Source organism: Deltaproteobacteria bacterium (genome assembly GCA_016219225.1).
In the GTDB taxonomy this organism is placed as follows: domain Bacteria; phylum Desulfobacterota; class RBG-13-43-22; order RBG-13-43-22; family RBG-13-43-22; genus RBG-13-43-22.
The window spans coordinates 1-19,464 of record JACRBX010000063.1; the positions used below are offsets into that span (position 1 = coordinate 1).

Sequence of the window (19,464 nt, forward strand, 5' to 3'; positions counted from 1 at the left end):
CATGGCTACATAATAATACTAAAATAATATATGTCAAGAAAAAAATGATATTTACATGCCTACAAAATTCATGCCAAAATTAATCCATTTTATTGATTTTTAATAACTTTTCAGCAAAAAGTAGAAGGAAAACCCGTCTGACAAGCTGATTACCATAGCATGCTAATAAAATCAAGAAGTTATTGCCGTGCCCGGGAAAAAAGCTGAAAGCTCAAAGGCGGAGAATACAGGAGCGCTACGCTTGAGAAACGTCCCTCTGGGGACTTAAGGAAAGAGGCGGGTCATGCGCTTTTTGCTTTTAGTGGAAACCGCTCCGGATGTTCGATCATTTCAACAGTGAGATCTACGTCAAGGTCCGGCCAATAGAAATGTCCTGGAAAAGGCTCCTCGACATTCAGGATTTTCCCCACGGGAGCATCTTTGAACCAGGGGAACTCATCATGGGGCATAAACATCTCTTTGTCTCCAGCCAGCAGCCAAACTCCATTGCTTGAGACATGCGTAACTTCAACCGAGGCGTTCAGCCCAAGCGCGTTTAAACTCTTCATAATGCACCTCAATAATCCCTTCGATTTCTTTCAGCCGATAGTGTGAGAGACCGTGGTTCTTGGCCAATTCGACTTCGGGACTGAGCCAGTATTTTGCTTCGCCATCCGCGCAAACTACGTGGACGTGAGCGCGAGATTCCTCCCGGGAGAAGAAAAAGAAACGGTAGCCTCTTTCTCGCAGTATCGTCGGACTCATTTTGCACCTATTATATTTTCTTTGCCAAGCTCTGTCTATAAAAACTTAGAGGTCCATACGTCCGGCCAGCGAACGGGCTAACAGGAGAGTGGGTGATTCTCCCGCGGATCCTTGCCCTGCCCCCTGTTAGCGGACTCCTATCAATCGCTCATACTCGTCATGCGTTTCCTAACCCATATTTTCATTTGACTTTCACGCGGATTTTATTTCCTTCAAATTCAACGACATCACCGGAAAAAATCTTTTTTCGTTTTCTGGTTTCGACCTTTCCGTTTACCATGACCTGGCCTTCAGAAATCACATGTTTCGCTTCACCGCCGCTGGCGACCCAATTTTCGAACTTCAAGGTTTTATAGAGTTCGATCGGTTCTTCTGAAATTTCAATTTCTTTCATTTGCAAAACACTCAATCTTGATGTCATTTGTCTCTCGCCCACTTCCTTAGGTCGTTCGAGTTCTCAGGGTTCGCAGAGCGGGTTATTCTTTTTGGCTGCCGTTGATGACACCCAAAACAATCTCAGCATTCGGCCTGAGGGCGCTAAGGAGCCTGGATGGTTTTTCATTGTCGGTATTTTCGACAATGAAAAATATTTCTCTCGTTCCTGTGTGTCCGTGTATATCCGTGGCTAATTGATTTTTAGGCTCTCCAGAGCCGGGGCCTAAAGAACAAAACCCCACTCCTTATTTTAGGAAATGGGGTTTTCGATCATCCTTTAACCATACAATATCCCCTTTTTGGGCAGATAAGGTTATTAAGATTGATTATTCTGACAAGGTATTTACCATATCATCCTAATAAAATCAAGAAATCCTTTCCACCTCGAGGGAAAAGCTCAAAGCGAAAAAACAGCTCAAAGCTCAAAGGAAAGGCAGATCAAAAGAAGCTCAAAGCTCAAGGCTCAAAGGTCAAAGGGTGAGGAAAAGAATTCGGGGTTCAGTGAAAAAAAGGCAAAAAGCGAGAGGCTGGGTGAAAGGCTCAAAGCCCAAAGGAAAGGCAAAGGCTATCTTGCGCCCACTTCATAGGAGTGTTCTCGGTTGAAACCATTCGGCAATCCTCAGTGGTTCTGTTCCAATCTATGCTTTCGGAGATAGGGACCCATTCAAATATTTATGAATAATGCTTGAAATAAATGTTTGATATGGAATGCCTTCTTCAATAGCCTTTATCTGAATTTGATGATAGTCCTTTTGACTTAGACGGAGATTGATGCGTTTATCTTTTTTCAGAGTGTTTCGGGCTGCCATCTGGGCTTTTTCTTTTTCCTGTTTAATATTTTTAACAGGGTTCCACTCTTCTCGATCAAGTGATTCCATCAAATCTCTTTCTTCTTTATCAATCGGCTCAAATGCCTTTTTATTTATTTTTATCATTATTCCCCCATTAAGCCATAGCGCTTTGTATATTTCCGACTCGGAAAGGCCGTTTTAAGAAAGATCTCATTCTCTTTTTCCACAAAAGGAACAACAAAGGCATAGCCCTCAATTTCCAGAATATATATTTTTTGATCAGGTCTTCCTGGATTTTCTTCAATTCCGAGTATCTGACCAGATTCGACTAAAAAAGCAATTTCCTCAAAGGAAATCCCGCGCTTAGACTTCAATATTTCATTTTTTTCATAACTCCAATTTAAATATTTCATTTTATAAATGATGCGCTGATGTCTGCCTTTTGTCAACAATTATTCTAAAATTTCCGGATAACTCTACCGTCCAAAGGAAAATCTCTGACCATTGCGAGGAATGGCAGTCAAAAACCATCTCTGCCTTTATCGGCTTACTCTGCGTGCTCAAGTCCGCCTGTGGCGGACCAGGACGATAGGCGGGTGTGAAATCAGGCCTTTTTCCGTGTCCGTCCGTGCCTGCCCCGTAGAATTCTCTTGCATTTCTATTCCAACGGGGTGGGTTCGTGGCTAATTGATTTTTCTAATGATGCTGGGGTTGGGGGAAGGGTTCCTGGGAGGCGATCCAGCGGTAGCTGCCCTGGACGGCCAAGTAGGCACCCTTGATAACTCCCCTGGTGATCAATTCCTTTGCGGCGGCGGCCCCGGCGGCTAAAACCGTTTCTTTCTCTTCAAAGCTCAAAGGGCCAACCTCTTGGGTAATGAGGAGATGGGGAATATCCGTCTGCGGGTCCAGTTCTTTGGCCGGACAGCGGACCACCTTGGGGGAATCGAGTTTCATCTCCCCGGCGATCCAGGTGGCCGCGGCATCGGCGGTTGCACCATCGGCTGCCCAGACACTGACCGCATCGGCGATCCCCGGCGAAAACGATCTTCCTCCCCAGCCGCTGGTGGCCACACCGCCTATGCCCTGGTCCGGAAAAATTTCAAGGACATGGGAAACCCTTTCTTCAAAGGGATCCTTTAAACCCACTCGAATTTTTTGTTTTCCCTTCATACCAAGGGCAATATCCCCGCCATTGTTGACGATGACGCGGTCTGCGCCCAGGGCCAGAGCCGAGGTAACTATCTCATCGCCTACCAATCCGGCCACGGCCGCCATCCCGGTCAATTCCGCAGAAACCTTCCGGCAGGCTGAAAAAGCCCTCTTTATTAAAGGGGGAAGAAGACCCTCTCTTTTTAATTTATTTGAGGGAGTTTTGAGGAGGTTCTGATATTCGGCCAATTGACCCAGAAGCTCCAGGGCCTTGATGGCCGATTGAACGGCCATAACCGGCCGGGGCTGGTTATCGGCCCAGACCGAGAGGGTCAGGGTCATGGGACCCCAATCGACGAGGATCAGGGCGGGGGAGAGGACGTGGATGGGGGGGGGAAGTTCGGAGTTCGGAGTTCGGGGTTCGGAGTGTGAACCAAAAGAGCGTTCGGCGTTAGAATCAGAAATGAGTTCGGAGTGCAGAGTTCGGCGTTCGGAGCAAATGGGTTTCGGGTTGAGATCACAATAAAATTCGGGGTTCGGAGTTCGGCCTCCGGCCCAGAGGGGCCTACGCCCCGGAGGGAATTCGGAGCCTGGAACACCAGGGTCCGATGGGAGACAAGAAGACATTATCGGCGTCGGGGTTGTTTCCATTTTATCAGTTTCCCGCGGATTTCGGAAAAAGGACGGATGGCCTGCACATGGCCGCCCATGGCTTCGTAGTCTTTAAGAGACATGGTATATTCCAGGGGAGAAATGATGGCCGGGGTCGGGGTCCAGGTGAAGGCCCCTTCCTGAACCTGTTCCACGTCCACATAAAAGGTGATGCCTCCCCCGGGCAAAACGAATACCGGCGCACCGCCGACGGTCAGGACGGCCTTTCTTTGATGAACGGCCTGGGTCAGTTTTAACGGGTAGCGGGTGACCCCGGCCCGGGCCGAGCCACCGGCCCCGCCCACGTACAAAGCCGAGACCTTTGATGCCTCGCAGGTTTCCTGGATAGTAGAAACGGCCTCTTCGGCTTCCGGGGTCAGGGGTTGCTCAATAAAGCCTTTATCAGCGGAATAGATAAAAAAGGCCGCCCGCTCCCCGGTGGTTTCAGTGATCAACAATCTGGTTCCTACCGGTGTCTTGTTCGGATCTATTGAAGCAATAATCTCCAGAGGATTTTCAATCGGGGTGCCTCCCCAGCCTGAGCCGCTGCGGCCGAAACATCTTCCCGGTGTGGACTCGGGAAAGACCAGACGGATACCCGTGGGCTTCATGCCCATGGCCCGTCCGGAAGCATGACGGCTTAATTGGGAGGTGATGTGGGCATCCAGGACGATGACTTCGTCAGCCGCTTTTTTAAATAAAGGGGCAAAGAGTCCGGCCGTGGCCGAGCCGCAACCCACCCGCATGCGCCCTGTTTTTTGCCCATTGATTATCGGCGGCCGGCCCACTTGGAGGGTCAAACGGGCGCCCTTTTTTATGGTCAGGTCAATGGCCTGACGATTGGCCACGGCCGCTATGGCCCGGGCCACGGCAAAGCCCTGCTTTCCCGTCAACCGGTTCACCCCGCCCACGGCCAGGATCTTGGAACCGTACTCCTCGGTCTCCACCATGCCCACCGGACGGCCCTCGAAACGGATTTCCGCCCCTTCCAGGCCAAGAGACGCATCCGTGTCCACTTTGATTTTTATACCCGAATAGGAAAGGGGCGCCTCGGTCACGACCGTGACCACGTCCACCTCCTCCCGCCGGCCGCTGACAATATAGGGGGCCGGGATGTGATCCGGATAGGTCGTGCCGGCACCGATGCCGGTGATCAGGGGCGTCGTCAGATAAGAAGAGGGTGCCGAGGGTATGAGATGCTTAATTTCATCATAAAAGACCAGAGGTTTTACCCGGACCAGCTCCCCCTGTTGATTGGCGAACCTCCGGCAGGCCCCGGTCTTGTCAGGACTGATCCGGCAACATACCGGACAGGCCGTACAAATGATCCGACCCGGAAAATCTTCAGTCATCTCCTGTACGGCCTGCACCGGGCAGACCCTGAGACAGGTGCGGCACTCTACGCAGTCCGGACCGATAACCGCTTTCCCGTCAAGCAGTTGAACGCACTCGATGGGGCAGTCTTTGACACACAACCCGCAGGCAGTGCATTTTTCAGGATCGATGATCATAGCTTTCTCTTCTAAACGATGGATGGTCTCGTCAAATCAGGATTCGAGGATTCAAGGATTCAAGTAATTGCCAAACCCAATTGCTCCGAACTCCGAACTCTAAACTCGAAACTGAATCTTCGTCTTAATTACAACTCGCTCATGACCCTTTCCAGACTCAAAGGCAGATGCGTCATGGGCTTTCCTACGGCCTTGGAAACCCCTCCGGCAACGGCCGGGGCCGTGGGGATCAGGGCCGGCTCTCCCACCCCTTTGGCCCCGTAAGGCCCGCTGGGTTCTTCATCCTCCACCAGAAGCGGTGTGATCCGCGGCACATCGGCCATGGTGGGCAAATGGTATTCCCTGAAATTATCGGTCTTCCCCGGGATATACTCCTCCATAGTGGCAAACCCGATGCCCATGACGATCCCGCCGCAGATCTGCCCGAAAACCCCCCGTCGATTGATAGCCTTGCCCACATCATGGGCCGCGGCCACCCGAGGGACCCGGACTAATCCTGATCGGCGGTCCACCTCGGTCCAGGCCGTTTGAGCGGCAAAGGCATAACTGGCATAGGGGTTTCCCTGTCCGATTTTATGGTCCAGGCGTGTCACAGGCGGGTCGAAGCGGCCATGGCCTTTCAATTCCTTTCCCTGAACGGCAAAACGGGAGGCCATTTTGAATATTTCCACGGAGCGGCCGTCGGGGGCCACAATTACAGGCCCTTCCCGGCGAAGGGCCTGGGGATCCAGATGCCATTCCAGGGCAGCCTCTTTCAGCAGCAACTCCTCAACGGTTTGAGCCGCCGCCAGGACGGCATTTCCCGAGATATAGGTCTGCCGGCTGGCCGAGGTGGCCCCGGAACTGGTGGTTCGGGCCGTATCTCCCCGGACCAACTGAATCAGCTCCAAGGGAAGCCCGAAATATTGAGCCACCATTTGGCACAAGACCGTGTCCGATCCCTGGCCGATGTCAGCGGCACCGGTAAAGAGAATCAGCTTCCCGTTGGGTAAAACCTGGATCTGGGCCGTGGAGGGATTGCTTACTCCGGTATTTCCCAGGCCGTAAAACATGGCTCCCAGGCCTATCCCCCGGAGGACATCCTGATCCGAAACCGCCCTGCCCTGCCAGGTGTGATAAATTTTTTGGATCCGCCGAAGGCATTTTTCAATCCCCACACTGACGGAAAGGACCTGCCCGGTGGCGGTTTGAGAACCGACCTTCAGACAATTACGGAGGCGGAACTCCAGGGGATCCATCCCAATGGCCTGGGCCAGACCGTCCATCTGGCCCTCATGGGCCAGGGCCATCTGGGGCACACCGAAGCCCCGCATGGCCCCGCACCAGTGTTTATGCGTATAAGTCATCCGGCTGTCGACCAGCACATGAGGGACTTCATAAGGACCCGTGGCGTGGACCGCGGCCCGCATACAGACCGCCACGCCGTAGGAAGCATAGGCCCCGCCGTCCCCCAGGATGTCTACTTTAACGGCCGTCAGTTTGCCCTGTTCATCCATCCCGCTTTCATAATCGATCCACAGGGGGTGGCGCTTGGAGGTACTTAAAAAAGACTCCTCCCGGCTATAGACCAAACTGGCCGGCTTTTTAAGGTGATAAACAGCCAGGGCTAAGTAACTCTGGACGCTCAGGTCCAGCTTGCCGCCGAAGCCGCCGCCGGTGGCCGTTTGCACAACTCGTATCTTTTCAGAAGGAAGGCCCAACAATCGGCCCAGGTCACTTTGATCGTAATGGGGATTCTGGGTGCAGGCCTGAATAATGATTTGGCCGTCCTGCCATTCCGCCCGGCCCCCTTCGAGTTCCAGGGACCCATGTTCCAATGGTGATGTAGAATAAAAACGTCTCAACCGATACGCCGATTTGCTCAGGGCTTCTTCGGCCTCCCCCTTGACGACCCCCTGTTGAAAGAGCAGATTCCCCTTTTCATGGACCAGGGGAACACCGGGCTCCAGGGCCTTCAAGGGATCAAAGACCCCGGGCAGGGGAGAAAGTTCCAGAACCACGGCCCTGGCGGCTTGCAGGGCTCTCTCCTTCGATTCAGCGGCCACCAGGGCTACTGCTTCGCCGGGATAGCGAACGATTCCCTCGGCCAACACCGGCTGATCCTTGGTCATGGGGATGATACCGATTTGGTTGATTCCCGGAATATCCGCGGCGGTAAAGACCCGGACTACGCCGGGCATCCTTGCTGCGGCCTCCCAACAGATCCTCAATATTTTAGCCGGGGCTTGATAAGCCCGGACCACGGCTAAATAAAGATCTCCGGGCCGGCTTTGATCGGCCCCGAAAAGGGTCTGGCCTTTCGCCTTTTCTTCCGCCCCGATTCGTCTTGGGCTTTTACCGATGATTTGAGTTACTGCCATTGTTCAGCTTTGTTGATTTCAAACATTTTTTTTGACAGGATTTACAGGATTACCTGGATTTTTGTGCCATTCCGGAAGAAAGGCACAAACCCAATCGCCATTAAACCTGGATTCCCGCCTGCGCGGGAATGACGGAGGAAGAGACGATCATTGACTCTCTGCATGTCCGTCAACATTGAACTTTGAACGTTGAACGGTATTTTCGTGTCAAAACTGCATGCCCCATGGGGCACTACCTAAAAAGTATGAAAATGGGTTTAAGATTGTGGAAACAGCCGAGGGCGGCTGTGCTACATTTAAAAAACAAATTCTAAAATCACCCATCCGTCCGGCCGGCCTGTTTCAAACCCCAGGCCACCAACTTTTTTAGGGCCGGGACCTTATATTCCATAGACGGCCTTTGCCCACTCACATCAAGCATCATCCGGGTGGCGGTTTCCCCGGCTATTGTAAAAAGTTCCTCATCCGGAAATTGGTCCACAAGCAGTTGCTCGACCTCGGTCAACCTCCCGGGTCTGGGAAAAATCGCCCCGGCGGCGATAGCCGCTGAAGAGATCCTGCCGGAAGAATCAAGGGCCAATTGGACCGCCAGATTCATACGGGCGATAGCCACGGCCTGACGGCGCATAATTTTATCGAAAAAACAGGCCTCCGGCTGGAGAGGGGCATTCAGGGAAAAAGAAACGATCAGCTCATCGCCGGTCAGGGCGTTTTTCCCCGGGGAGGTGATGAGATCCTCCACGGGCACCTGACGGCTCCCTCTTGCCGAACGGACCAGAGCCTCGGCCGATAAGGCGACCAGGGGGGTAATGCCGTCCCCGGCAGGGGAAGCACTGCCCACATTACCGCCCAGGGTGGCCAGATGACGGACCTGAGGAGAGCCGATCCGGGAAGAGGCCCTGGCTAATAAGGGCCAATTTTTTTGAATGTGCGGATTTGTTTCCAGGACCCGAAAAGGCACGGCCGCTCCGATGCTCACCTGATTATCCTTGAAATGGTTTTCTTTCAGTTCAGGGAGGGCTGAAACGTCGAGCAGAAATTCAGGGACAATGCCGAATTCCAAGCGGGTTGTGCGCAGGGCCACCATCACATCGGTGCCGCCGGCCAGGATGCGGGTCTTTTCCCCTTGACGATCAAGAAGGTCCAGGGCCTCTTCAAGGGATCGGGCCGGGATATACTTGGGATCCATCAGCCTTTCCTCAACTGTTTGGCCGCCTTTTGAACGGCCCGGATGATATCATGATACCCGGTGCAACGGCACAAGTTTCCAGCCAGACCCTCGATCACCTCCTGCCGACTGGGCGCAGGATTTTCTTTGAGCAGGCCATAAGTGGCCAGGACCATGCCCGGAGTGCAGAAGCCGCATTGAACGGCAGCCAGATCGACAAAGGCCTCCTGGATGGGATGGAGTTTTCCTTCTTTGGCCAATCCTTCAATAGTCAGGACCCGGCGTCCCTGGACCTTCCCCACGGCCACCAGACAGGCATTGACGGCCCGCTCGTCCAGGAGGACCGTGCAGGCCCCGCATTCCCCGATCCCGCAGCCCTCTTTGACCCCCAACAAACCGAATGGCTCCCGTAGCACCGAAAGCAGGGTTTCACTGCCCGAGCATTCCACGAATACCGGTTGATCGTTTAAGACAAAATTTACTATCATAAACCCTATCGTATTAAACCCGCCTGCCCCATTGGGTCACCACGAAGCATAAAAATAACGAATAATGAGTCAGAAAGTAAGGTTGGCTCTAAACCCGTAACTCGTAACCCGCAACCCGTAACGGTATTTTCACGCTAAACCCACCTGACCGTGACCGTCTTTTCATCCAGGAAGAGCTTTACCGAATCCATTCTCGACTTGGAGTTTCCGAAGGCGGAATCTTTCTTGGAACCCAGGCCGAAGAAGGCATAGGGTTGGGGGATTCCGGCATTGACCCCCACATTACCCACTTCACATTCCCGGATGAATTTACGGGCGGCCTTTCCACTCTCGGTGACGATGCAGGCCGAATGACCGTAATTGGTTCCGTTAATCGTCTCGATGGCCTGATCAAGATCGTTCAGCCTGAAAAGGTTGCAAACCGGGCCAAAGGCCTCTTCCTGGGCCAGACACATATCGGTGGTGACCCCTTCAAAAATGGTAGGCCCGAAAAAATACCCCTTTTCATAATTCTTAACCTGGGCAGAACGCCCGTCCAGGAGGAGTTTAGCACCGGTCTTTTGCCCCTCTTCAACGAAGGCCGCCACCTGGTCTCTACCCCTTTTCGTGGTGATCGGACCAAGCGCCACACTCTCATCCAGCCCATACCCCATCTTCATGGCCTTGGCACCCAAGATCACCTTTTCTTTTATCTCCGCATACATCTTGTTATCGCCGATAACAACCACGTTGTCCGAGCCCAGACAGCGCTGACCGCTCAAACCGAAACAACCACGCAGGATATACTGGACGGAACTATTGATATCGGCATCGGGCATGATGACGATATAATTTTTGCCGTTTCCGTTCAAGGAAGAGCGCTTCCCATATTTCCCGCACAGCTCGAACAGTTCCTTACTCACCCGGGTGGAGCCGATGAGCCCTACCCCTCTTACTCTCGGGTCCGAGATGATCCGTTTATTCAAATCCCTTTCCGGCCCCATATGGAGCAGGTTGGCTACGCCGGGGGGAAAACCCGTTTCGTCGAGCATCTTGAACATGGCATCGGCCGATACCGGGCATTGGCGGCTCGGCTTCACAATAACCGTGCAGCCGCAGGCCAGGGCATAAGGCACAAATGAAGACCAGGCATGCATGGGGATGTTGCCCGGCGTGATAATCAAAAACACCCCGACCGGTTCCCGGAGAAGGTAACTGTCGATCCCGGTGGCCAACTGATCCACATGCTCGCCCTTGTAAAGACTGTACAAGACGCTCCCGGCGGCTTCGATATTCTCCATGCATCTGGAGATCGTCCCCCGGCCTTCTTCTATTGTACAGCCGTGGTCCTGAACCAGGATGCGAGCCAGTTCCTCATGGTGCCTGGCAAAGGTCTCCCGAAGATTAAAGACCAGCTTGGCCCGGTCCCTCAAAGGGACGTCCCGCCACTTTAGAAAGGCCTCCTGGGCCGTGGCTATAGCCTGCTCGACCTCTTCCATGGAGGCCACCGGTGCCTCGGCGATCACCTCATCGGTGGCCGGATTGGTGGTTTCGAAAGTGCGATTGCTTTTCGGTTCAACCCACTGTCCGTTAAGGTATAATTTTAATTTTCCGTAATGCTTGTTTACTTCCGGAAGTAGTGCCATTGGTTCCCTCCTGATCTGAACGATTCATATGTGGGACAGCCGCCCTCGGCTGTCATCAGCGGTTCACAGCCCCGCGAAACGCTGGGCTGTCCCACATAAAACAAATCCAATTTTCGAACAAATCTCATGCCCGTCGTAAGCGAGCGCGACGAATCATGGAAATGGTTTTCGACGAACGACGAACGCTTAACGCCGAACGGTATTTAAAATGTCGGTGGTGTGATCACCCAGAGGACGATCACATCCTCTTTGCCTTTATTTCCCCAATCGTGGGGGATCTGTGAAGAAAAGTAAAAACTCTCATTTTTCTGAACGATATGGACTTTATTATTCAATACCAGTTCCAACTCCCCTTGAAGAACAAACCCGAATTCTTCCCCGGCATGAGAATACATGCCGTGGGCGCCGCCGCCGGTCTTGATCACGGTGTAAAAGGGCTGCATCTTCTTGTTGGTGGCATTTTTGACCAGGGATTGTATCTTGGCCTGCCAGCGCTTCAACTGGATGTCGACCCGGCCTTTTATGGGTGTTACCACATCTTCATCGTTCATGGTGCCCATAAAAAAATTGGTGATGTTGACGTTCAAAGCCTCGGCGATTTTTTTCAACATGGAAATAGAAGGGTCGGTCTTCCCCCGTTCAAGTTGTGAAATCAAGGAAGGAGTGCATTCCACCAATTCGGAAAGTTTCTTGATGGTCAGGTTTTTGGCTTCCCGCAGTTCTTTGACTTTTTTTCCGATGTCCATAGATATTTGAATTTTCCTGTCACTCGTTACTTGTTACTCGTTTCTCGTTTTAACGATCAACCAGCAACGAGCAACAAGCAACGACCTGCTGTACTGAATCCCCAATCCGAAATCCGAAATTACATCGCCAAATAGGCCTGGCGCACATGAGGGTCGGTCATCAAATCCGCCCCCCGTCCCTCCAGGACCAGGCGGCCGTTTTCCAGCACATAGCCATAGTGACTCATTTTGAGGGCAAAGGTCACTTTCTGTTCGATTAATAAAATCGTTTTCCCCCGCCGGTTGATTTCTTCCAGGGCCTTGAAAATATGAGAAACCATCAAGGGATGGAGTCCCAGAGACGGCTCATCCAGGAGCAGAAAATCGGGGTCCATCATCATGGCCCTGGCTATGGCCAACATCTGCCGTTCCCCTCCGGAAAGAGACTTGGCCTTTTGTTTGGCCCTTTCTTTCAGTTTGGGTAAGAGGTCCATGACGTCATCGAGCAACCGGGCCTGGCGATGAGGGTCTTTCAGGCTATAGGCCCCCAATTTCAGATTATCCAGACAGGACATTTCCGGGAAGACCCTCGCCCCCTCGGGAACCAGACTCATCCCAAGACGGACCACCTTCTCCGGCACCATTCCATCCAGGACCTGTCCCCGGTAGTGAATGGCCCCTTTTCCATTCCCGCCCCTGGGGCTCACCAGTCCGACAATGGCCTTCAATAGGGTGGATTTTCCCGACCCGTTCGGACCGATGACCGCCACCATCCGGCCTTCCTCAACTTCCAGGCTCACTTTCCAGAGAACCTGGACATCACCATAAAAGGCATCGAGGCCGGTTACCTTAAGCATATTCTTCACCCAGATAGGCCTCAATGACCTGCCGGTTCCGGACCACTTCCCCGGGGAGCCCTTCGGCTATCTTCTGGCCGTAATCGAGAACGATTATTCTTTGACAGATGCCCATGACCGCCTGCATGATATGTTCGACCACGATCAGGCTGATCCCACGGGCGTTGATCTCCCGCAGGAGTTTTAAGACCCCTTCGATTTCCAGGGGCGTCAGACCGGCCATGTTTTCATCCAGCAACAGGATTTTTGGGCCTGTGGCCAAGGCCCGGGCCAATTCAAGCCGGCGCCGCATGGCCACGGTAATGGATTCGGCCGGGGCCTGGGCAATGGCGGTAAGGCCCACCCACGAAAGGATCTCCAGGGCCGCCTGACGGGCCTTGGTCAAAGAAAGATTCTGTCCGTATAGACCGCCTATGACCACATTATCCAGGACGCTCATCCCGGAAAAGGGTTGAACGATCTGGGCCGTTTTTATCAATCCCATCCGGCAGATCTTGTAGGCTGGAGTTCGGGAGATCTCTTTTCCTTCGAAGACGATTGCCCCCTTGTCGGGCCGAAGGATGCCGGTCAAGACATTGAACAAGGTTGTTTTACCGGATCCGTTGGGGCCGATGATACCCAGGATTTCTCCCTTTCCGAGATCGAAGGAGACATCCGCAAGGGCGGCCAGAGCCCCAAAATTCTTACAGACCCCCTGGGCCTTCAGCACTTCTTTCACGACGCCCAAATCTCCCTCGGCTTCTCAACTCCGCAATCCGAATTCCGAAATCCGAAATAGTTAATCATGATTTCCTCAAAAGCCTGGCCACCCTCTGACTTATGGCCCCGCTGATGCCCTTGGGCATAAACATGATCACCAGGATAATAATGACCCCGATAAAAACCAGATACCAGTTCAGGAAACTGGTCCCCAGGACGTCCTCGATGACCTGGAGGAATCCCGCGCCGATAACCGGCCCTAAAATGGTTCCCATGCCTCCCAAAAGACTCATGATGACCATTTTGATGGTGATATGAACATTGAAGACATCCACCGGCGTAATATAACCCAACCGGCTGGCCTCCAGCGACCCCAACAAGCCCATGAAAAAAGCGCTCTGGCCATAGGCCCGGATCTTGATCCAATGGGTGTTGATCCCCACACGGGCTGCGGCCTGTTCGTCCTGATGGATGGCCTTCATGGCATAGCCCATCTTGGAACGGTCGGTGAAAAAAGTCATGCCGACCACTCCGGCGGCCAGGCCCAGGTAAATCCAATAATAGGTCAGGTCATCCAAGCGGAGGCTGTAAGTGAGCCCGCTTCCTCCCCCGGTCAAGGAGTTCCATTCTTCACAGACCTGCTTCAAGGCCTCGGCCAGGGCAAAGGTGGCAATGGCAAAATAGGCCCCCCGCAATTTCAAGGTCGGCCAACCGACCATGAGGGCCAAAAGAAAGGTAGCCAGACCGGCTAACAAAACCGCCGGGAAAAGGGGTAACCCGGCCTTTAAGGTCAGGACCCCGGCCACGTACGAGCCGACCCCGACATAGGTGACCGATCCGAAATCGATGTACCCGGTATAACCGCTCATAAAATTCCAGCATCCGGTGAGCCCGATCCAGTAAAAGACGATCAACAGGAAATTGATGGCATACCCGGATTTAAAGAAGGGCAGGCAGGCCAACAGACCCACTGCTCCCAATCCTATGAGCCAGCCGTACTTCTTCATTACTCCACAATCCCCTTTCCCAGGATCCCCTGGGGCCGGAAAAGTAAAATCAAATAGAGGAGAAAAAAGGTAATAGCCGTGGACCAACCGGCGGTAAAGAGGTATGTCGAAAGGGAACTGATGACCCCTAATATCAATCCTCCCACCAGGGCACCGGGGATATAGCCCATGCCTCCCAGGACGACGACACAAAAGGCAATAATGGTATACGGTAAACCCATGCCGGTTTCAACGTGGCGGAAGGCGGCGATCAGGGAGCCGGATATGCCGGTTATGGCCGCTCCGATTCCAAAAGTGACGGCATAAACCTTATGGACACTGATGCCCATCAAACGGGCCATTTCCCTGTCCTGGGCCGTGGCCTGGATAGCCCGGCCGATTTGGGTCCGATAAAGCAGGATGTATAAACCGGCGATGATGATAAAGGCCAGGCCGAAGGTGGCTAACTGGACTAAAGGGATAGTGAGCCCCAGGGAGGAGAGATTCGCCCCCGAGTAGGAAGTGGTGATCACCCGGGGATCGGCCGACCAAGCCAGGAGGGCCAGATTGGCCAGGGTCAGGTGGATCCCAAAGGTCATGATGTAACTCATGATGGGCGGAGCACCGACCACCCGGTTGATGATAAACCGCTGGAGTAAATAACCAAAGCAAAAAAGACCGATGAGGCTGAAAGGCAGACTTAGGAAGGGATCGATCTTCACCAGCTCAAAAAGCCAGAAGGTGATAAAGGCCCCAAGCATGACCATTTCCCCGTTGGCGATATTGACCACACCCATGACGCCGAATATAAGGGAAAAGCCGGCGGAAAAGGCCGCATAAATCCCTCCAAGCAGGAGGCCGTTGATCAGGGCTTGAATAAAAGGGAGCATAGGCTTGAAAAAATAAAAGTTCGGAGTATTTAGTTCGGAGTTCGGAGCAAAATCTTATACTCCGAACTCCAAACTAAGTGATTTTATCTTCTGACTCCTGAATTCTGAATTCTGGTTTCTAAAATTACTTTCGTTCCCCCCAGGCCGGCATGGGATATAAAGGCTTTCCTTCCGCCGCTTCCCGAGGATAAACATTGATTAGTTTTCCACCCTGGATTTGGACGGCCACCGGCGGATGTTCGGCATTGGCACCGTCTTCTCCAAAATTGATCTGGCCATAAGAAGTCATAATATTTATTTTGTGTAATTTTTCCATTAACTTTACCCGGTCTTCTTCCTTAACCGGCGGGATTATTCCTAATTCTTGAATGGAAATCTGCTGGGCCAAAGCCCCTCCGATGGAAGCGACTTCCACATAGTCGGGAAAGCGGTTAAAGCGTTTATGATAGGCCTTGTTCAGATCAGCGGCCGTTCCGAAGAAGGCATCTTTATAGGGCAGATTGGGGGTCCACTCACTGGCGGCAAAAACGTACTCGGCATCTTTTCCCAATCCCTGGGCAAAGGCCGGAACCGTAGGCCCATAGGAAAAAGCTACCGCTTTCGGATTAAAATCGATCTCTTTCATGGCCTTCATCGTCCGCAGGGCCACGGCCATATGGGAGCCGACCAGCAAGACATCCGGGTTTTTGGCCTTAACCTTTTGCAACAGCGTATTATAGTCCTGGAGATTCAGGGGAAAAAGCTCCTTATGGACAACAGTGAAGCCGAACTTTTTGGCATACATCTCGTATCCGTCACAGGCCTGGGCGGTAAAAGGGATATTGGCCCCCACAATGGCCATGGTCTTCGGTTTCGGTTGTACCATGGTAAAGACCTCCACAACCCCCCGGATCTCCTCGGTGGCCTTGCCCAGGGTTGAAAAATAATATTTAAATTTTCTTTCAAAAAGGGCGTTGGAACTGGCCGACCCGCAAACCATGGGGAATTTAAGACGTTCCGAAACAGCGGAGGCCGCCATGACCTGACTGGAGCCAAACCCGCCCAGGATCAAATCGACTTTGTCTTCCTTGACCAATTTTTCAACCAGCTTGGCACTCATCTGAGGATCGGATTGATCGTCATAAAATATAAGTTCCACCGGGGATTTTTGTCCTTTGGAGGCAATCCCCCCTTTGGCATTGATGGTTTCAGCCCAGAAGGTATAGGCATCTTTTACCAGGGCGCCGTCTTTGCCGAAAGTGCCGGTTAAGGGAACGGCCACTCCGATACGGAAAGAGGCGGCCTCACTGTTAAAGGACCAGATGCCCAGGACCAGACCAATCATGACCAACAAACCCAACTTTTTCATAGCTTCCTCCATAATTGTTGATTTTTTTCTACCAAACCTCATGCCCTATCAAAAATCTCTTGACTCTTTTTCAGTTAAATTATAATTTATTTATTAAATACAATTAAACAAAACCGATGTCAAGAATTTTTATAAACCAATTGATTTACCGGGAGGAGAACAAAGAAACCTTATGGAAACTGTCTATATAACCAACATTGGCCTGATGATTTCAGGAGACTGGGAAAATCCTATCCTTCCAGCCGACACCCTGGTGATCCGGAATGGATTCATTGACCAGATCGGGAAGGCCGATGCCCTCAAACCACCTGAAGGGGCCGTTGTTATCGATGCCAACGGTTCCGCCGTTACCCCGGGGTTGATCGATTCTCACTGTCATTCCGTCCTGGGGGATTTCACCCCCAGGCAGTTGTCTATCAATTTTCTAGAAAGCGAGCTTCACGGGGGCGTCACTACAGCCATATCCGCCGGCGAAGTCCACCTGCCCGGACGTCCCAAAGATCCGGCAGGAGTAAAGGCTCTGGCTATTTTAGCGGCTAAGAGTTTTCAATCCTATCGACCCGGCGGGATGAAAGTCATCGGCGGCGCGGTGATCCTGGAAAAAGGATTGACCGAGGAGGATTTTATCGAGATGGCAGGCCAGGGGGTCAAGGTGGTGGGCGAAGTAGGGCTCGGTTCGATCAAAGATCCGAAAGAGGCCGCACCCCTAATCGGCTGGGCCAAAAAACAGGGGATGATCGTTATGATGCACACCGGGGGCACCTCCATTCCCGGCAGCTCAACCGTAACGGCCGAAATGGTCATGGCCGCCGACCCGGATATCGTCTCCCATATCAACGGAGGCCCGACTGCCGTCTCCACCCAGGAGGCCCTCAAGTTGATCGATCAAACCTCTTATGCCCTGGAGATCGTCCATTGCGGCAATCCCCTTCGAGCCGTTGAAGTATCCAGGCATATTAGCGAAAGGAAGGAATTTCACCGGATCATTCTCGGCAACGACGCCCCTTCGGGCACCGGGGTGGTTCCCCTGGGAATTTTACGCACCTTGAATCTGATTGCTTCTCTGGGCGGTATCCCTCCGGAACTGGCCTTGTGCATGGCCACCGGCAATACGGCCCGCCTCTTCGGTTTGAACCGCGGACTGATCGCCCCGGGCAGGGAAGCCGACCTGGTTTTTATGGATGCCTCCATGGGCTCCCCTGGCGATGATCTCCTTTCCTGCCTTTCGGCCGGGGACAATCCGGGGATCTCCATCATCCTGGTCGATGGAAAGGTTGTGGTCAAAACAAGCCGGAACACCCCGCCCCCTAAAAGGGCGGCCAGGATATTATAAATTCTCATACGTTACTCGTTACTGGTTACTCGTTGTTGGTGGCCCTCAGGCCTCAGGGGGACAGCGAGGGAGTATAATAATATTGATAGCGGAGGTTATTACCATGGAAATTCGAAAGATCGTTACGATGCTGGAAGAAACCCACCAGGAAATGGGAAAGTCCATCCAGCCGCCGACCAGAAAAGCAGCCGCCCTGGCGGTGATCAAAAATCCTTTTGCGGATCGTTATGAAGAAAATTTAGACCCTCTGGTCACCATAGGAGAAGAATTAGGATCCTTGTTGGGTAAAAAATGCCTTGAGCTTTTAGGCATCCCGCCGGAAAAGGCCCAATCCTACGGCAAGGGGGTCATTGTCGGTACTCAGGGGGAACTGGAACATGCCGGGGCCATCCTCCACCCCAAATTAGGAGGGCCTTTCAGAGAGACCCTGGGGGGAGGCAAGGCCATTATCCCTTCGGCCAAAAAGATGGGCATCCCCGGAACCTGGATCGATGTCCCGGTCCATTACAAAGATGCCGCCTTTGTCCGTTCCCACTTTGATGCCATGACCGTCAGCGTCTATGACGCTCCCCGCCAGGATGAAATCGTCGTGGCCCTGGTAGTCACCGATTCCGGAAGACCCCTGGCCCGCATCGGCGGATTAACCGTAGACCAAGCCAGGAAAGAAGACGGGTTGCGTTGAACCCTTTCTCTGCGAGGTTAAATCCCTTTTCCCTAACTCTTTCGAAGATGAATCATCTGTTGGGGAAAAGGCATTTCAATCCCTTCCTCTTTAAACCGCTTTAAGATTCGCTTCCGCACCTCGTGAATAATCCGGTATTGATTGACAACCTCTTCAATCCGAAAATTCAAGGTGAACTCCAGAGCACTGGCCCCAAACCCTGGAATCAATCGAACCGTCGGGGCCGGTTCGGCCAATAATCCCTTTACCTCCTGAACAGCCTTAAGGGCTTCGTCATAAAGAAGGGTCTCCACCCGGTCCGGGTCCTGATCGTAGCCAACCGATACCGGGATCTGTATAACCATCCTTTTATCCGGCAAGGAGTAGTTGGTTACGATACTTTGAGATAATTTATTGTTCGGGATGATTACCATATTATCGGACAGCATCCGGATCCGCGTCGTCCGCCAGGTAATATCTTCAACCGTGCCTTCCTGGCCATTTTCCATTCGGAGAAAGTCGCCGATTCGAATGGATTTTTCCAGGAGGATATGGATGCCTGCAAAAAGGTTTGACAAGGTATCCTGCAGGGCCAGGGCTACGGCCAGTCCTCCCACGCCCAGGGCGGTAATCAGCGGGGCAATGGAAATTCCCAGGGTAGCCAGAATGATCAAAAATCCAATGGCCAGAATCGATCCCTTGATGATTCCAAAGGCCAGGCCGGTCTGGGGAATGGGGAGGCTCAGTTTCTGAATATAATTTCTGAATAAGGCCCCGGTCAAGTTGGCAGCGGCCACGGTTATCGACAGGATCAGGATGATTTCTATCAGTTTGTTGATGGTTGAGACATATCTGACCGGGATATCGGATATACCGACCCCGATGGTCAGGGCTATGGCCAGGCACCAATAAAAAGAAGGGGTTTTAAAGGATAAAAAAACGATCTCACCCATTTTAGAGGTGCTGTCGATCCAGCGTAAAAGAAAACGGAGGGCCACACTACGGATGAAAATGAAACTCCCCAGGCTCAGGAGGGTTATCAA

At 52.5% G+C, this 19,464-nt stretch carries 20 protein-coding genes; 2 read left to right on the top strand and 18 right to left on the bottom strand.

Features of this window, described 5'->3' with window-relative positions:
* Positions 1–281: 281 nt before the first annotated feature.
* The 17 genes from HY879_05300 to HY879_05380 all read right to left on the bottom strand — a co-directional run bounded on the left by HY879_05300 (position 282) and on the right by HY879_05380 (position 16,427).
* Complete coding sequence (locus tag HY879_05300; GenBank protein MBI5602752.1) at positions 282–548, bottom strand: DUF2442 domain-containing protein; 267 nt, start codon at positions 546–548, stop codon at positions 282–284.
* Entirely contained in the window at positions 508–744 is a 237-nt protein-coding gene (locus HY879_05305; GenBank protein MBI5602753.1) for a DUF4160 domain-containing protein, read from the bottom strand. Before HY879_05305 ends, HY879_05300 begins: the two co-directional genes overlap by 41 nt.
* A 181-nt stretch (positions 745–925) precedes the next feature.
* Entirely contained in the window at positions 926–1,138 is a 213-nt protein-coding gene (locus HY879_05310; GenBank protein MBI5602754.1) for an RNA-binding S4 domain-containing protein, read from the bottom strand.
* 679 nt (positions 1,139–1,817) lie between these two features.
* Positions 1,818–2,114 (bottom strand): antitoxin, encoded by a 297-nt coding sequence (locus HY879_05315; protein ID MBI5602755.1) that lies wholly within the window; start codon positions 2,112–2,114, stop codon positions 1,818–1,820.
* Entirely contained in the window at positions 2,114–2,383 is a 270-nt protein-coding gene (locus HY879_05320) for a toxin (protein ID MBI5602756.1), read from the bottom strand. The genes HY879_05315 and HY879_05320 overlap by 1 nt, the downstream gene beginning before the upstream one ends.
* A gap of 283 nt (positions 2,384–2,666) precedes the next feature.
* Positions 2,667–3,461, bottom strand: coding sequence for an FAD:protein FMN transferase (locus tag HY879_05325; GenBank protein ID MBI5602757.1), 795 nt, complete (start codon positions 3,459–3,461; stop codon positions 2,667–2,669).
* Between the two features lie 284 nt (positions 3,462–3,745).
* Positions 3,746–5,281 (bottom strand): 4Fe-4S binding protein, encoded by a 1,536-nt coding sequence (locus HY879_05330; GenBank protein MBI5602758.1) that lies wholly within the window; start codon positions 5,279–5,281, stop codon positions 3,746–3,748.
* Between the two features lie 128 nt (positions 5,282–5,409).
* A complete protein-coding gene (locus HY879_05335; protein MBI5602759.1) occupies positions 5,410–7,641 on the bottom strand; it encodes a xanthine dehydrogenase family protein in 2,232 nt (743 codons plus the stop codon).
* A gap of 316 nt (positions 7,642–7,957) precedes the next feature.
* A complete protein-coding gene (locus tag HY879_05340) occupies positions 7,958–8,830 on the bottom strand; it encodes an FAD binding domain-containing protein (GenBank protein MBI5602760.1) in 873 nt (290 codons plus the stop codon).
* Positions 8,830–9,297, bottom strand: a complete 468-nt coding sequence (locus HY879_05345; protein MBI5602761.1) for a (2Fe-2S)-binding protein — start codon at positions 9,295–9,297, stop codon at positions 8,830–8,832. The genes HY879_05340 and HY879_05345 overlap by 1 nt, the downstream gene beginning before the upstream one ends.
* 134 nt (positions 9,298–9,431) lie before the next feature.
* On the bottom strand, positions 9,432–10,922 hold the full coding sequence (locus HY879_05350) for an aldehyde dehydrogenase family protein (GenBank protein ID MBI5602762.1): 1,491 nt from the start codon (positions 10,920–10,922) through the stop codon (positions 9,432–9,434).
* 203 nt (positions 10,923–11,125) lie between these two features.
* Complete coding sequence (locus tag HY879_05355) at positions 11,126–11,668, bottom strand: helix-turn-helix transcriptional regulator (protein ID MBI5602763.1); 543 nt, start codon at positions 11,666–11,668, stop codon at positions 11,126–11,128.
* Positions 11,669–11,787: 119 nt separating this feature from the next.
* Positions 11,788–12,504: an ABC transporter ATP-binding protein gene (locus HY879_05360; protein MBI5602764.1), complete on the bottom strand. Its 717-nt coding sequence runs from the start codon at positions 12,502–12,504 to the stop codon at positions 11,788–11,790.
* On the bottom strand, positions 12,497–13,222 hold the full coding sequence (locus HY879_05365; protein ID MBI5602765.1) for an ABC transporter ATP-binding protein: 726 nt from the start codon (positions 13,220–13,222) through the stop codon (positions 12,497–12,499). The genes HY879_05360 and HY879_05365 overlap by 8 nt, the downstream gene beginning before the upstream one ends.
* 64 nt (positions 13,223–13,286) lie before the next feature.
* Positions 13,287–14,210 carry a branched-chain amino acid ABC transporter permease gene (locus HY879_05370; GenBank protein MBI5602766.1) on the bottom strand — a complete coding sequence of 308 codons (924 nt, stop codon included), beginning with the start codon at positions 14,208–14,210 and terminating at the stop codon, positions 13,287–13,289.
* Positions 14,210–15,079: a branched-chain amino acid ABC transporter permease gene (locus HY879_05375; GenBank protein ID MBI5602767.1), complete on the bottom strand. Its 870-nt coding sequence runs from the start codon at positions 15,077–15,079 to the stop codon at positions 14,210–14,212. The genes HY879_05370 and HY879_05375 overlap by 1 nt, the downstream gene beginning before the upstream one ends.
* A 124-nt stretch (positions 15,080–15,203) precedes the next feature.
* The gene (locus HY879_05380; protein ID MBI5602768.1) at positions 15,204–16,427 is read right to left on the bottom strand and encodes an amino acid ABC transporter substrate-binding protein; all 1,224 of its coding nucleotides are present in this window, start codon (positions 16,425–16,427) and stop codon (positions 15,204–15,206) included.
* A gap of 172 nt (positions 16,428–16,599) precedes the next feature.
* On the opposite strand from HY879_05380, the gene HY879_05385 reads away from it, so the two are divergent.
* Both HY879_05385 and HY879_05390 read left to right on the top strand, forming a co-directional pair.
* Positions 16,600–17,760, top strand: a complete 1,161-nt coding sequence (locus HY879_05385) for an amidohydrolase family protein (protein ID MBI5602769.1) — start codon at positions 16,600–16,602, stop codon at positions 17,758–17,760.
* A 97-nt stretch (positions 17,761–17,857) separates the two neighbouring features.
* The gene (locus tag HY879_05390; GenBank protein MBI5602770.1) at positions 17,858–18,442 is read left to right on the top strand and encodes an amino acid synthesis family protein; all 585 of its coding nucleotides are present in this window, start codon (positions 17,858–17,860) and stop codon (positions 18,440–18,442) included.
* Between the two features lie 32 nt (positions 18,443–18,474).
* Here the strand turns inward: HY879_05390 and HY879_05395 are convergent.
* On the bottom strand, positions 18,475–19,464 hold a 990-nt coding region (locus HY879_05395), incomplete at its 5' end, for a mechanosensitive ion channel family protein (protein ID MBI5602771.1).